This is a genomic window from Leptothoe spongobia TAU-MAC 1115 (assembly GCF_018739885.1).
Taxonomy (GTDB): domain Bacteria; phylum Cyanobacteriota; class Cyanobacteriia; order Phormidesmidales; family Phormidesmidaceae; genus Leptothoe; species Leptothoe spongobia.
Genome location: NZ_JADOES010000004.1, coordinates 125,269 through 140,038, shown reverse-complemented (window position 1 = coordinate 140,038; position 14,770 = coordinate 125,269). Strand labels below are relative to the sequence as shown.

Sequence of the window (14,770 nt, the reverse complement as noted above, 5' to 3'; positions counted from 1 at the left end):
TGTTCTATTACACTAAGTAGCTGTTATCGGGACCGTGAATTGTAAAAGTCCATACATATGACAAAAAATTAATACCTTATTAATCAATTAGCTCAGAGCATGGCCACAGCTAGAGCAAAAGCGATCTTCAGGAGCGACCTTATTACCACACTGACTGCAGAATTGTCGCGTTGCTGCAGGTTGGGGAGTCTGGCCAGTAGACTCCATTTTCAGCTCCATATTTCCCATCCGCATTTCCATTGGATTCATCGTCATTTGCATATTGCCCATGGTCATGGGCTGCATGGGCTGCATGGGCTGCATAGGGGGCATGGTCGCCGTTGGTACAGTAGTTGTTTGCTGCACTGATAGCCGCTGTGCCCCAGCCATAGAGGGTACCTCCCCCATCAAGCTCACATTGTTGTTCTGGATATAAATGCAGATTTCTCCCTGGGCTGTAAACAGTTTCAATACAGCACCGTCAGCGGTTTGGTAGGCTTCTGGTGGCGCTGTCCATGGACCGGTGGTCATGCTGTTGCTGGCCTGCTGCTGTTGCCCCGGCATACCTAGCGTTGTCGTAACAATAGTTTGATTTCCCTGATTATCTAAATAGATATGGTGACCAGGATTGAGTTCACAGACATAGACCATGGTAATTTTGCCAGAGCGGCACCTCTATCGATTGGCAACACTATCTACCATGATGGCTCTTAGCTATGCAGTGTGAAGAAACGACAGATTTTCTTAATACTGCATAGTAGAGTGCTTTAATGCCTTGAAACCTTGGTAACACCATATGCAAATGGTCTACTATGGGCTAATTGGTGAATTCACCCTGGGTACCCGTACAGTTCAGGCTGAGCGTTTGGCTGAACTTCGACATCAGTATCAGATTCTTACTCGATGCGATTAACCTAAAAAACTTTGCATTAGGAACACATTAACCTGTATTTCCAATGCAAAGCTATTATTTTCTGTTACTTGTATAGTCTGTTTCTATCAAGCAGTCTTAGCTTTGACCCGTTTCCGTGAAAACGCTACGCCGCCAAGGGCCGCCAGGGCAATTAAGCTGCCAGGTTCAGGTGTTTGGGCAGGATTTGGGTCAGCAGGTTCCTGCGATACAAATGTGTCACTTGTCTTAAACTCTACTAGAGTTAGCTGTTGGGGAGTTGTAAAAGACTTACTAAAGCCTCCTGACACAACAATAGATGCAGTTTCCTCTAATTCATCTGGACCACTGAGGAAAATGGAATCATCGATGGTCCAATCAACATCAGGTGTGGAGTCAACTAATAACACATCTTCATCACCAGGTGTGTCTAGATTGCCAAACAATTCAAAGCTTGTTAAAACAGTTTCAGCTTCATCCAGTAAGGCAAAGATAATACCACCAGTGGCTTGTGCTTGTTCAGAAGCAGGATCGTCAACAAAAGTCAATAGATCCAGAGACGCGAGAAAATCAAAACTAAAAATCGTATTTGCCGAGACCTCAAATTGGCCTAGAACAGAAGCCTCACTTTCAGCCGTACCTGAGTAATTTGCCCCTTCTCCAAAGACTTCACTAAAAACCTCATTGAAAGCAAAGGCTGAATCTGGATCTTGGCTGAAGAAAGCTTCTGCATCTGTATCAGTAAATGCTGTTCCTTCTCCAGAAGAAGTTACAGAAACATCTGAATCAGTATCTGTTAAGACAGCATCAGGTGATTGAGAAAAATCACTAAAAAAGAATGAACTACTTGAGGATGCAAATGTAGCTGCTTCACTCGGAAGCATTACCGTCAGGGCACCGAAAAGACTCGATGAAACGGCTATAGTTAGCTTTGAAAAATTTTTCATGGTTTTCATGGAACAACTTTGTCCACGTGGCATTTGAAATTTAGTAAGGCAAAGTTTCACCAACCTAAAGAGAGAACTCTTCAGGGGTGCCAGCATGTAGACGTGCTAAAATATCAACAAGCCAATAGGTACCTATTTCACCTATTTTTAACCCAACAAAAAACTTGGAATAGGTAAAACACCTGGATTTAGACACCCTCACTGACTAACAACAAGTCTATATACTGAGGATGACTACATTGTTAGCCTGGGCTGTGGAGAGTTTCTATCGTCTAGAAACCTCCCACTGACTTAACTCTAATGGGTTGACGATGAACAAATTAATACGCTAGAAATCTCTTGTCAGGAAAACACACGAATCAAACACCCTAGGGGCAAGAGATATCTTGACACTCATACAGCAGGGGTAGATGACAGCAGGGGCAGATGACAAGTAGCCATCGCAAAATCGACTACTTTATCCATATGGGTTTCACAAAGTAATGCCCTGATTTTTAGAAGTTATCTCGATCTATATCTGTACTATAATTATCCTAATTCTTTCAATACTCAGAAGAGTAAATTGATTGTAAATAACTGGATATGTCTAATAAAGAAGTGGCAAAATTAAGCCGCTCACCTAGGTATATATCGGTTTTATTGTATCAATTATAGAATTGCCCACTGACTAACCATAAAGCTTAACCCAATAGGAGGCTAAGCTCTATGGTTAGTTTTCGCTTCATTTGCATTCTGCAATAACTAAAATGCCCATGCTGAACGGCCGCTCATAGAATCAATTTCAGCTTGGGTATTAGTCCATGCAGCAAAGTGACCTCCCTTAACCTTCTTGGCATCATTTACAGAAAGATCCATGTAGTTTAGGTCTCTGATTCTTCTAGCAGAAGCATGATTAGCCTCCCGCTTGGTTGACCGACGGGGATGCGATTTTCTATCCTGGCCTTGATTTGAAGATGCGCAATTAGGAAAACCATTTTCCTTAATTAACCTGTTAAGGGTTCGATAGGGGATGTAATGTCCAGGCTCATAGCCAGCATTTTTAAGGATTAGGACACAGGCCCAGGAATATTTCCCATTTAAGATTGCATCAATAATGATGGCTAATTCGTCCTCACTCATAGAGGCCTTTAGTATTTCGGTATTACACACCATGATGTTATCTTTCCTTTATATATATGTTGTGATTCAGGTGGGTTCTAGGATCTGAGCTTCAACTTTTTGAAAAGCTCATTAAACATTGAGGCTGCCTTCTTTCAGTTGCCGAATAGGATCAAGTAGAAAATCGATAACGCGACGTTTTCGAATGACAATTTCTGCACTGGCTGTTTGCCCGGCTTTGAGGGGGATTACTTTCTTTTCATGGATGACATGATCGCGATTCAACGCAATCTCCACTTCATAGACAGCTCCCATCGTCTCATCTAGTTTCGAGTCTGGTGAAATGGATGTAACCTTACCTGAGACAATGCCATACTGCTGATATGGAAATGCGTCAAACTTCATTTGGACCGGCATTCCTGTCTCAACCAGTCCCACTTCTCTATTGGGTATCAGTGCAGATAGTACTAAAGGCGTTTCTGCTGGTGCTATTTCGATAATTGTCTGTCCAGGCTGGATGATTTCACCAATATTACTAATATTAACCGATGCCACTGTTCCGTTGACTGGAGCATACAGGAACATTTGGTCTAAGTTGGTTTGGGCGGCCTTTAAAAGCGTATTAGTCTCAGCCAGTTTTGCCTCTAGGTCATCAGCTTCAATTTGCAATCTTTTCAATTTTTCTTGAGCTTCAAGTTCACGTTTCGTAGCCTCAGCCCGTCTTAGATCTAGCTGGGCATTCAGCTGCTCTGATTGAGCCAGGGCTTGCTGCACTTGTCCCTGACGTTCAGTCATGGCTCGGTGGCGATCTCTCAATGTTTGTTCTACATCAAACAAATATTCTTTCGAAATTGCCCCTTCATCGAGAAGAGATCCCAGTCGCTCTAATCGGACCTGATTTGCCTCAAGATCGGTGGTCAGCTGAAAGACTAAATCTTGGTTGGTGCTAATATTAGCTTGAGATTCAATGATGGCTGCTTCTTGAGTCTGAATTTCAGCATCTGCAATAGTCTGCTGGGCTGCCGCTTCATACTGTGTTTGGGCAATCAGTACTTGGGTTTTTTGAAGCTGAGTGGTTAAGGCTTTGAGACTTTGAGATAAGCGCTCAACCTCTGATTCTAAGACCTCAGTGTCGAGTTCTATGGCGACCTGTCCTGATTGAATCGTGTCTCCTTCTTTCACCCAAATCTTAGAAATTTCACCAGTGACAATTGGCTGGATTTTATAGGTATCTCCTTCTGGGAGCAACTGCCCTTGGGCTTGGCTGACCTCCTGCATCGTCCCAAACCAAGCCCAAGTGCCAAACATACAGGCAAAAAGAAAACCAACCAGGATCATATATCTGGGCAAGGCGGCAGGCGGATGATCCAGCGTTGTTTGGAGGGCATCGCTCCAGTTAGAGGTGTCTGGGGCCGTAGCGGGAACTGTTGCATTCCTGGCGGAAACTGGCTGAATCTCTTGGGATGTATACTTGTTGTGGTTACCAGTGATTTGATCACTGGCTGGCTTGATTTGAGATTTTTCAGCTGAAGCCTGCCATTCATGCAACAGGGCTGTAGACTGGGTTTGATTAGAGGATTTTTTATCAGATAATTGAGTTGTATTTGATTGCTCTAACATTTTTTTGCTCCATCTACAGGTCAAGTTGTTGCTGTGCGAGATGATGATACAAACCTTCAGCCGCCATTAACTCTGCGTGAGTTCCCTGTTCTACAAGTACACCGTGATCTAAAACCAAGATACGGTCAGCATTACGAACAGTAGAAAGTCGGTGAGCAATAATAAAGGTGGTACGATCTCGACTTATTTGCGTCAGATTTTGTTGAAATCGACGCTCAGATTCTGTATCTAGAGAGCTTGTCGCTTCGTCCAGGATTAAAATCCGGGGCTCACCTAATAAAGCTCTAGCAATGGCAATTCGTTGACGCTGCCCCCCCGATAGGGTTGAGCCCTGTTCACCCACCTTAGTGTAGTAGCCCAAAGCCATGGATTGAATAAAGGCATGGGCTTCAGCCAGTTTAGCTGCTGCAACGGCCTGCTCTAGGGTAAACTCATTGCGAAACAGGGTAATATTTTCTAAAATCGTGCCCGAAAATAAAAAACATTCCTGGGGAACCACCCCTAGTTGAGTCCGCAAAGATTGGGGGGATATATGGCTAATATCGTGGCCATCAACCAGTACCCGACCTCTGTTTGGATGATAAAGACCTTCCAAAAGTTTAACTAACGTAGACTTACCCGAACCACTGCGACCAACAATGGCAATAGTCTGACCAGCCTCTGTATGAAAGTCTAAATTTTGCAGAGTGTTTCTCTCTTCATCTGTGTTGTAGTTGAATGTAACATCTTCAAATGTTACGGCTCCCTGAATGGCTGAAAGCAGTAATAGGGGATGCTGAGGGGACTCTTCGGGAGCCGTCTCAAATACGTCATTTAAACGCTCTACGGAAATTAAAACTTCCTGCAGTTCATCCCACAAGTTGGCCATCGCCAGGACCGGGCTGATGACATGGCCAATCATCATATTAAAGGCCACTAATTGACCAATGGTTAACTGATCTTGGATCACCATATAGGCCCCTGCCCAAAGTAAAACCACTCCACCAATAGAGTTGATCAAACCATTTAAGGCTCCTAGGCCAATCGAAAACTTTCGCCCCTTAAAGGAGACGTTGGTCAGTCTAGTTGCTCGATCTTCCCACAGCCACCGCACCTCTCGCTCAGTGGCTGTTGACTTAACCGTGGCGATGCCATTGATCATTTCCACTAGAGAAGAGTTTTGGTCGGCAGCCTCTTTGAAAATCTCTCTAGAAATCTTCCGAAGAAAAGGGGTTGATCCCAATGTTAGGATGACTATGGGTGGAATTAATCCCAATACAAGCAACGTTAGTTGCCAGTTGTAATAGAGCATCAGTCCGAGATAGACCACACCCGTCAGTAAATTGAGCCAGGCTAATACTATCTGACCAATTAGGAATCGAGTGATTTTAGAGTTTTCTTGGACCCGAGTAAGAATATCGCCAACCCGTCTTGACTCGAAAAAGTTTAGTGGCAGGCTCACAGTATGACTGATAAAGCCGGTTATCAGCGTCAAGTTTAGGCGGTTTGAAAAATAGCCGAGTAGGTATGAGCGGGCCGATGACATGCAAATTTTCCATAGGCCAAACAGAAGCATGCCTATAGCAACCATATTCAGGGTACTAACACTTTTCTGCACCACCACCTGATCCATGATGATCTGAGTAAATAGGGGCGAGAATAAGCCAAAGACCTGAATCAAAAAAGAGACCACGATGATTTGAAAAATCAGCGATCGGTAGGGTATTAGCGCATGAAAGTATCGCCAAAGCGAGGTTTTCTGCTTTATGTCTGTCTCGCGTAAACGATCAGTCGGCTCTACTAAAAGAGCATAGCCGGTCCATCGATGTGAAAACTCCTGGCTAGAAACTGTTCTCACACCCATGGCCGGATCGGCAATCGTGACCTGAGCAGTTTGAGTTGCATACACCACGACAAAGTGATTGCCCTCCCAATGAGCAATCCAGGGATTTTTTTGATCAACCATACGGCCAAAACTAGCCCTGACTGGTCGAGCGTGGAAACCCAAACTTTCGGCAGCGGTTGCCAATCCTTTAAGCGAAGCCCCTGAAACACCTACATTGGCGCGCTCTCGCAGAGCATGCATTGGAAATCGCTTCCCCCAGTAACGAGCGAGCATTGACAAACAAGCTGCCCCACAATCAGAAGAACTCTGTTGCTCTATCCATGGATAATGGTGCACCCAGTCAAGTAAAAGACGTTTGACTGGTTTAGGTAAAATAATGACCCGAGTTTGGGACTGATCGTCAGGCGAACTGGCCAGCTCCGATGTCAACAACTCTGTTTTTGGTACCTGAGCTGGTCGATCTTTGGTTTTAGAGTCAGAGAAAGGTGCATGCCCATTACCATTGGGTGAGACCTTGTCTGGCGCAGGCAGATACTCACGGGAGAAATTAGTTTCCAACTCCGGTAGTAACGTTTTCGAAATTTCCCAGGCACTCTTTGGCAAACAGTAAACTTGTAAACTTGTACGGGCAGCCCAATCAGCAGGGGTTTCGCCAGGGTAACCCCAACTGGTACCGATCTCCACAAGCTGACTTGAGCCCTGCTGAGTTTCAATTTCACCTTGCTTTAGCCAAAATCGCCCTGCTTCCGAGGAGAACATCTCCTGACAAAAGTAAAGATGAGTTCCGGCTTCGACCCACGTTTCCTCAAGATAAGGGACCCAAGCTCGCAACTGATGAGCAGGGATAGACCTCAGTGAAGTCATCGTTCTAAAAAAGATAAGCCGCTCTCGCTGCTGAGCTTCTTTGGTCCACTGCTGTCTTAGGGGAGGGCAAGTTTCCAACAAGGTATCAAGCGCAGATAGAGGAATCTGAGCAACTTGGACATCGCTGGCAGCAACTGCACGATAGGCCGAGCTGTTGTTGATAAAGTAATTATCTGCACCAAATGTCTCTCCTGCGGAGACTAACTGCGCAGTTATTGGGCGGACTTGCCCAGACAGAAAACAAAGCAATCTGACCTGACCCTGGCAGACAAAATATAGGCTTGAGATATCGCCTGAATTGCCAATTTGATTACAGAAATCAGACGAGTTAGCCGGTAATGTATTGATAATCTCATCACCCAATCGATAATCTATAAAATTGGCATTAGAGATAAGAGTAGAGAAAACGGTCGAATCTAAATTAGCTGGAATCCGATACCAGAGTAATTTGGATATATCGGTCTGTAAGCTATCGGATTTTTTTAAAGATTGACCATTCAGCACCTTGAGTCCTTCATTCATAACCACCTAAGTCTCGTAAAGTAGCAGTACTGACTTTTGTAGAAGAAGACTAACTTATTTAAGCGCAGCCATACAGATTGGAACAATAGAAATCCAATGCTTACAGGTCTAACAGGTTAAAAAATTACCCTATTGAAGCGTTTGGACAACAATATTTTTAACGAAACAGGAACTAACTTGCTCTGCATTACTTAACAGATTCTAGGCGAAGGAAAATCCTTTTCAAGGACAGAAACGCTTAGTACCCCGATTGATATTGCAGCTTGCAATCAAGGGGCTAGTTAGAAGTAATACTAGGCAAAATCTGTGTGGATGTCTGTCGTCGGCACAACATCACAAGCGCTAATCTTGCAACTTCTAGATCATTGGCTAGAGCAACACCAGCTCAGACAGCTGAGATTAACGTCTGCTAAATCGCCTAAGCCTTCATCTTTTTCGACACTTAAGCTAGCCTTCGCCTTGAAAAAGTAGATCTATCTCTTTTGTAGCCTTTTTTATTTTTTGCTGTTCTAAAAGGTAAGAGCATTGTTCAAAGTTTTAAAGGGGGCTAGTAAAAACTCCCTCTTATATTTAGAGGGAAATCTCAATTTAAATTAAAAAACTTAAGTACGTTAGAAGCCTTTCCCAGAATTCCGATACTAAGGATAACTTACTACATTGGAAAATATCGCTGGATCTCAATACTTCGCGTGTACTTTCAAACATCTTTAGTTATACGATCGAATCTTACATACTGCAAAGCTGTTTATAAATCCGTTACATGCGAATACCTGGCAAAAAAAATCATTTTGAGTATTTTTTTTTGGTAGAATCCTTACCTGAAAAAACCATTGGTAATGATATTGAAAATCGCCAAGAATCCTTCTGTTAGAGTGTGATCAGTGGTTTCTATTTTGCGATCGCAATCCATAATTTTAGTTTCAGCAGGAAATCTTCTAAACAAGTAAGGATGCTTTTGAGCCCTAAACCTATCCAGGATCACACGGAGAAGTGTAGTTATAAAATATTCAAATAAAACATCAGGATCGTCAGTATGAACCCAATGGTTACTATATATATGATGTAGTAACCGTTAGAGACTACTCTAATCAATGAGAACTGCATTCCCATTGTGTTTGTCAAAACAAACCTACTGAAAAAGGTGAAGGGGGAGGGGTAATACCCTTCCCCCTTCAAATATCAGCTCTAAATCTCCACCTAGAAATTTAGCTCTGATCGCCAATGATCAAGACGCTTCATCGTGCTGTTTATCTTCAATCAGGGGATGATGGGACCTCAGTTTAGATTTAAGATAGTTATACAGCCAGGTCTCTGACACACCTGTAATTCGAGAAATACTGGCTACAGGGATTGCTTCAGACAAAAGCTTGTCAACGAGTACCTTCGTCTCATCAGAAACAAAAGTGTTGGTTGGCTCAGCGACGAATTGTCGTCCGCAGTTACGACATTTATGGTTCTGCTTGCCATTATGACTCTTGCCATTTTTGACAACACAGGTTGAACCACAGCCAGGGCAATTAGGTAAGGGAGCTAACATCACTACTTAGGGCAGAAGCGAGCTACACATTTACATATATGCATCATGCAGCAGATATATGCAAAACAGGATAAATATATGGTTCTTTATTATGAATCGTTTTAATACTTCTCTACTAAAAATTCTGTGTATTTTTAGTAGAGAAGTATTTTTTTTTAGAGAAATGACCCGCACCAGCAAAAGAACTGTTCCCACGCGGCTGACACTTGTATATGTAGCGTAGAAACACCTTACGATTAGTTCAGCAGCAGCTGAACTAATTTTTCAGCAAGAGGAAAACCAGTTACTTGTTCAAAATACTTAAACATTGGACTAGGGTCAGCCTTTAGAAAAATGAATTCCCCCTGGGGTGACAAACGCCAATCAATCGCTGTCCACTCTAGAAATAAAGCTTGGGAAACTTTGAGGCAAGTTGTTTGAACCGCTTCTGGCAAGATAGCTGGAATTAATCGCGCTTGTCTGTCCTCTCGAAAGTCCAGGTAAGAACTACGAATCTCCGCAGCATAAACTTGTTGGCCAATCACATAGCATCGAATATTAGTTCCGGGTATATATTCTTGCAAGGTAACAGGGGACAGTCGGAGAACCTGATGCAATCGTTCTTGCTTAAGATGAGAACTTTGCAATAATTTGGCATGAGCACCGCGATAGACTGGTTTAAAGATAAGTTGTGGAACAGCGGCTGCAAATTCTTGAATATGGTCAGCATTGTTGCTTACCAAGGTTTTTGGAATAGTCACCCCCAGGGCTTGAACAGTAGAGAGCTGTAAGGGCTTCTCTTGATGAAACTGATAGGCTTCCCATGAATTAACCCAATGGGCCGAACAGCCTCGAATCAAAGAGCGCAATATACTGGTAGAGTCAGTCACCGCTACTTGATACTGGTGGGAATCTGGAAGTGAGGGCACATCTACGGGATACAAAGTTCGCCAGAAAATACTGTGAACTTTGTTGAGGTGAATTATTTTGCCCGTGGGTAACTGCAAACAGCCGTCATGGGTGTGGGGTTGCCATGTTAGTTGTAGGTGCACAGGAAACAACTGACTATCCCAGTAGTCGACAAGGGCTCCGGCATTTTCAAGTTTGTGCTTAAGATAGGCAGCATCTTCGTCTGAACCGTCACCTAATATCAGAATATTCATAGGTAGTCTGAGGGAAGGTAATAACTCAGGTGACAAGGCTGAAGAGGCAGACCTTGCCTAATAATTCCTCACAGCTAACGTTTGCCCCACCAAGGTTTCCACATATCCACACTCAGATAATCTGCCGCGTTATTCAAAGCTTTTGAATCTCAAAAAGATGGCTACTGCGTTTTTATTTGAGTATTGATTTTGTGCACTGCATCACATTGAAGATCGGCATGGTCAAGATTATTTTCTAAATTGAAGGTTGAGAACGCTTCGATCACAAGGCTTTTGGCGACCATGCCCGATGCCACAAGCGTTAAGCACTTAATCAAGTCTAAATTGAGCAGATGTAACTCTGAAGACGCCAACTCAAATGGATGCGTTTTATTCATAGACTTTTCATGTCATTAGCAATGATATGAAGAGTCTATGAAGTTCCTGGGATAGAAGGTTGCCAAACTGGCAAAAACTTAGGTCAGTTCTTTTGTACAGGATTAGATTGAACAACCTCGAATTAAACAGCAAAATACTCTAGCGAAGTTGGGCAGGGCCAGTCGGTCCGGGACGCAAGTCTGATAATAAAGAGACATCCTGCAGAAAATAACGGGCCAGAACCCACTGTGAATATCGTCTAGGTGCAGGCCTGATCGATTTCAGTTCTCACTTTACTATCAATTGAAATTCTCAGCACTTTAAGATTGACATCGGCAATGCAGTCTGTCGATACAGTCACCCAATCTGCCAAATCGGCAACAAAGCCCCTTAAAGATGGGATTGAATAAAAGGTACCTATAAATTGAACAGACTTCTTGTGAGACAAGGCTGTTTGATCACTTGAGAACACCATAGACCGTTACTGGCATCATCCCTTTCAGGGGTATGCGATCAAGCCCAGGTTGTTTCCGCTTCTAATTCATTACTTATTGCCTTTAATGATGCAATCAACCCTAACCTCAATCTTACGGCCTTACTCCCTAGAAAAGTTTTTATCCGAAAACTGGGCCCAGCAGGGAATTATCATCCCTGGTGAATGCTCTGATAAATTTCAGCATCTATTTTCCTGGAAACATCTCAATCACTTATTAAACTTCCACCAGCTTGAGCCCCGCTTTGTTCTGAATGGCAAAGTTCTACCCACCTGTGATCCAAAACATTGGATCACACAGTGCCAGACAGGCGCAAGTTTAGTCCTTAGCCATGTTGATAATCGGATTCCAGAACTCACAGATTTGGTCTGGGCGATTCAACAAGAAATGGGCCATAGTGCTGTGCATGCCAATATTTATTGCTCCTGGCCGTCCCAGCAAGGATTCCACAAGCACTTTGATGCCCACGAAGTACTTGTGATGCAAATTGAGGGCCAAAAGGAATGGTTTGTATTTGAAGATACTCACAAATATCCTTTTAGAGAAGAGAATTCAGATAATTACACCCCACCCAACGGTGAACCTTATATACACCACGTCCTCAATCCAGGTGATCTGCTTTACATACCCCGTGGGCACTGGCACTGTGCTATTGCTAGAGAACAACCATCCCTACACGTTACGTTAGGAATCCGTTGCTTTACGGGGCGAGATGCTCTGACCTGGCTATTCAAAAAGTTACAAGCTGAACTACAGTCAGACGAAGGCTTGCGCCAAAATTTACCCTTGATGCCCCACGGTCAAACCCATCTACTTGAAGCGCATGTTCAACAGATATTTGATGATTTATCGATTGCATGGGAGCGTGAAAAAACAGAGCTTGCCCATGACTTCGCAACTTCTCAATTAATGACAATGACCCTTGTCCCAGAAATATCCTTGCCTAGCCAGGCTGGCTTTAATATTTTTGAGCAGGAGCTGGATACACGTTTAAGACAACGTAAGTATCAACCTATCCAGGTAGAGTCTCTTGACGAAGGAACGTATTTGATAGTTACTCCACAAAAGACAATGAAGTTCAAAGATCTACCACCCAGCGTGATAGATACTCTGATCAAAAACGTGTTTAGTCAAGAATCATTTACCATTAGAGACGTAGCCCAACAGCTATCTGACTGTGATCTCGAAACCATGGTCTTGCCATTGCTGGCCGGTTTAGTCAAAGAAGGTATCCTGATAGAAGACACTCCGAGCACAGCAGCTCCAGTTAAAACTGAAATCGAGGTCGCCGTTGACTTAGCGGAGAACAACGAGGCCGTTTTGGACAGGGACATAGATGTAGAACTACTGGCGAGGGCGTAGTCAGATGATGTTTGCTTAAAAGCAAGCAAAAAGGGGTGGAATAATAGTCCCACCCCAATCAAAAATCTTAGCTATGATTTAGTCTTTATGCATAAGATAGGTTAACTCACGGTCCAACCATTCCTGAAATAGTTGGTTTAAGATCCGTTTATGAACGTCATCCGTGAGCTCTGCTGCCAAGAAGTCTTCAACCATCATCAGCTCATAGCCCTCCTCAAACTGGATAGGACCTAAAACTTCCTGAGGTTGACTGCCAAATATCTGAGCCGCTAAGTCAGGTATTAAAGCCCAGCGGAACACGGTCCCCCCATAGCCACAACACAGCCGTCGTGGTTCATTCATATCATACTGGTGAGCCGCTTGATAGAAGCTGGTTTCAGCTTCAGTAATTTGGTAAAAAAGCTCTTGTGCCAGGGGTTCCTCTGGGACCATGAACCGGTAAAGCACGACCTTCTCATAGTTGAGTTTATTTTGAGTGAAATAAGCTGGGACTTCCTGTTTAAATAAATGCTCGGCCAGCTTTTCTTGTAATAGCCGCTCCCGCACACCAGTTTCCCAATCTTCGGGGGTAATGCACTGATCTTCCAACCATTGCAAAGTATCTTTTGCACTCTCAAGCTTCATCTGGTGACGCATTTGATCCGCTTTCTCCTGGACGTCATCCTCGCTGAGGATGATGCCTTTATCCTCAGCCGCTGCATTCACAATTTGGCGGCAAATTATTTGCCTGCACAAATCTTTAACCCTCAATTCTTGCTTGAGGAAAGAAATAAGCTGGTCTGACTCTAAATTTAAGTTGCCAAAACTAATCACGTCTGAGACTCAGAAAAAAAGCATTGGAATCAGGATTCTTACAGGGATAAAAATGACTATCCCCATAACTACTAGAAGTCAAGAGTTGCAGGTGTTTGACTGGGGGGGAGGGAGGGAGTAATTGCATCCTTTGATAAGACAGTATTCCCCAGAGGATCAACGGTGCTTAGGACAATGGCTAAAATACCACCACTTGCCAGCTGAATTGCGGTACTCTCCATGATGCCGTCACTGTCGAGATCATGAGGTTCCAGCACAATATCATCCATAAAAAAAAATTCGGCACCAAGCTGAATCCTATCCCCTTCTTCCAGATTAAAATCAGTGATGAAGCTAGGACATCCAGATGCACACGCCGTAGTCTTCTCTACTACAAATGTGTCTGGCCCACTCCCTCCTATTAAGATATCTGGTCCACCATCACTGATTAGGATATCTGCACTAGCCGTTCCGATCAGATAATCGATAGGATTTTCTGACGAAGGAATCGTTGATGCACTGGTGCTGGCACCCTCTGGAGTTGCGATGGCCGTGGCTTGGGCTTGACTTGAATTACCATCAGGATCAAACGTCTCAGCTTCAATGCTACTGGTTTCGCCTGAAGGAGACGTTGCTTGGGCGGCAGCACGACTCCCGGCACCATCATCGTTCACCCATGCTGTAGATTCACTTTGACTACTAGAAAGACTTTCAGGCTCAACTGATGTCGCGATTCCATTATCGTCAGTGTTATCAGAGGTAGCCTTAATCAGAACAGTCGTATCAGTTAAGACAGTATTGAGAACAACGGCAAGGATATCACCAGCCTCACCTAAGCGAATAACTGTAGATTCGTGATTTCCGTCATGATTGAGATCAACGTTCTCGAATACCAGATCTTCTTCTGTTAACCCATCTGATAACTGCAGATAATCGTTATTAATATCAAAGTTAGTAATAACATCGGCCTCCTGAATGGAGGCCTTACCCGTATTGGATAACTCAAAGGTATTAGAGCCCTCACTACCAATCATGATGTCTTGGTAACTCGTGCTAGTGAGTACTGCGTTGTGCTCGCTACCAATCTGAAAGATAAGTTGATTGGAATGATCTGCTGAGGTCTCTGCATCTGTACTAGGTTCAGAGCTCTGGTCAGCATTGTTTGCCGGGACGGCGACGTCGGTCTCGGTCGTGGCTCCATCGGTCGTAGCCGTAGCGCTGCCGCTACTTTGGCTAGACGTGGCACCGGGCTCAAACACCTCTTGTGAACTACTACTCGTCTCTCCAGAGGGGGAGGTGGCAGTCGCTGTGCTACTACCACCTGCGCCTGTTTCATCCACAA

At 43.9% G+C, this 14,770-nt stretch carries 11 protein-coding genes; 1 reads left to right on the top strand and 10 read right to left on the bottom strand.

What is annotated here, in order from left to right:
* Positions 1 to 87: 87 nt before the first annotated feature.
* The 8 genes from IXB50_RS03410 to IXB50_RS03375 all read right to left on the bottom strand — a co-directional run bounded on the left by IXB50_RS03410 (position 88) and on the right by IXB50_RS03375 (position 10,800).
* On the bottom strand, positions 88 to 630 hold the full coding sequence (locus tag IXB50_RS03410) for a zinc ribbon domain-containing protein (protein WP_215607533.1): 543 nt from the start codon (positions 628 to 630) through the stop codon (positions 88 to 90).
* A 348-nt stretch (positions 631 to 978) separates the two neighbouring features.
* Complete coding sequence (locus IXB50_RS03405; RefSeq protein ID WP_215607532.1) at positions 979 to 1,815, bottom strand: PEP-CTERM sorting domain-containing protein; 837 nt, start codon at positions 1,813 to 1,815, stop codon at positions 979 to 981.
* 741 nt (positions 1,816 to 2,556) lie between these two features.
* The gene (locus tag IXB50_RS03400; RefSeq protein WP_246564061.1) at positions 2,557 to 2,934 is read right to left on the bottom strand and encodes a HetP family heterocyst commitment protein; all 378 of its coding nucleotides are present in this window, start codon (positions 2,932 to 2,934) and stop codon (positions 2,557 to 2,559) included.
* 111 nt (positions 2,935 to 3,045) lie between these two features.
* Positions 3,046 to 4,533 (bottom strand): HlyD family type I secretion periplasmic adaptor subunit, encoded by a 1,488-nt coding sequence (locus IXB50_RS03395; RefSeq protein WP_215607530.1) that lies wholly within the window; start codon positions 4,531 to 4,533, stop codon positions 3,046 to 3,048.
* A gap of 13 nt (positions 4,534 to 4,546) precedes the next feature.
* Complete coding sequence (locus tag IXB50_RS03390; RefSeq protein ID WP_215607529.1) at positions 4,547 to 7,744, bottom strand: ABC transporter transmembrane domain-containing protein; 3,198 nt, start codon at positions 7,742 to 7,744, stop codon at positions 4,547 to 4,549.
* A 1,225-nt stretch (positions 7,745 to 8,969) separates the two neighbouring features.
* Positions 8,970 to 9,281 (bottom strand): IS1/IS1595 family N-terminal zinc-binding domain-containing protein, encoded by a 312-nt coding sequence (locus tag IXB50_RS03385; RefSeq protein ID WP_215607528.1) that lies wholly within the window; start codon positions 9,279 to 9,281, stop codon positions 8,970 to 8,972.
* Positions 9,282 to 9,517: 236 nt separating this feature from the next.
* The gene (locus IXB50_RS03380; protein ID WP_215607527.1) at positions 9,518 to 10,423 is read right to left on the bottom strand and encodes an ATP-grasp domain-containing protein; all 906 of its coding nucleotides are present in this window, start codon (positions 10,421 to 10,423) and stop codon (positions 9,518 to 9,520) included.
* Positions 10,424 to 10,584: 161 nt separating this feature from the next.
* Positions 10,585 to 10,800, bottom strand: a complete 216-nt coding sequence (locus IXB50_RS03375) for a hypothetical protein (RefSeq protein WP_215607526.1) — start codon at positions 10,798 to 10,800, stop codon at positions 10,585 to 10,587.
* Between the two features lie 540 nt (positions 10,801 to 11,340).
* Between IXB50_RS03375 and IXB50_RS03370 the strand changes: the two genes are divergently transcribed.
* Positions 11,341 to 12,636 (top strand): cupin domain-containing protein, encoded by a 1,296-nt coding sequence (locus tag IXB50_RS03370; protein WP_215607525.1) that lies wholly within the window; start codon positions 11,341 to 11,343, stop codon positions 12,634 to 12,636.
* A 78-nt stretch (positions 12,637 to 12,714) separates the two neighbouring features.
* On the opposite strand, the gene IXB50_RS22585 is transcribed toward IXB50_RS03370, so the two are convergent.
* Together IXB50_RS22585 and IXB50_RS03360 are read right to left on the bottom strand one after the other, a co-directional pair.
* A complete protein-coding gene (locus IXB50_RS22585; RefSeq protein WP_215607524.1) occupies positions 12,715 to 13,341 on the bottom strand; it encodes a peptidylprolyl isomerase in 627 nt (208 codons plus the stop codon).
* A gap of 179 nt (positions 13,342 to 13,520) precedes the next feature.
* Positions 13,521 to 14,768 (bottom strand): calcium-binding protein, encoded by a 1,248-nt coding sequence (locus IXB50_RS03360; protein WP_215607523.1) that lies wholly within the window; start codon positions 14,766 to 14,768, stop codon positions 13,521 to 13,523.
* Positions 14,769 to 14,770 lie beyond the last annotated feature (2 nt).

Coding starts and splice junctions, on each gene's coding strand:
- IXB50_RS03385 (WP_215607528.1), bottom strand. CDS start 9,281: ATGTTAGCTCCCTTACCTAATTGCCCTGGCTGTGGTTCAACCTGTGTT.
- IXB50_RS03395 (WP_215607530.1), bottom strand. CDS start 4,533: ATGTTAGAGCAATCAAATACAACTCAATTATCTGATAAAAAATCCTCT.
- IXB50_RS03375 (WP_215607526.1), bottom strand. CDS start 10,800: ATGAATAAAACGCATCCATTTGAGTTGGCGTCTTCAGAGTTACATCTG.
- IXB50_RS03380 (WP_215607527.1), bottom strand. CDS start 10,423: ATGAATATTCTGATATTAGGTGACGGTTCAGACGAAGATGCTGCCTAT.
- IXB50_RS03400 (WP_246564061.1), bottom strand. CDS start 2,934: ATGAGTGAGGACGAATTAGCCATCATTATTGATGCAATCTTAAATGGG.
- IXB50_RS03390 (WP_215607529.1), bottom strand. CDS start 7,744: ATGAATGAAGGACTCAAGGTGCTGAATGGTCAATCTTTAAAAAAATCC.
- IXB50_RS03405 (WP_215607532.1), bottom strand. CDS start 1,815: ATGAAAAATTTTTCAAAGCTAACTATAGCCGTTTCATCGAGTCTTTTC.
- IXB50_RS03410 (WP_215607533.1), bottom strand. CDS start 630: ATGGTCTATGTCTGTGAACTCAATCCTGGTCACCATATCTATTTAGAT.
- IXB50_RS03370 (WP_215607525.1), top strand. CDS start 11,341: ATGATGCAATCAACCCTAACCTCAATCTTACGGCCTTACTCCCTAGAA.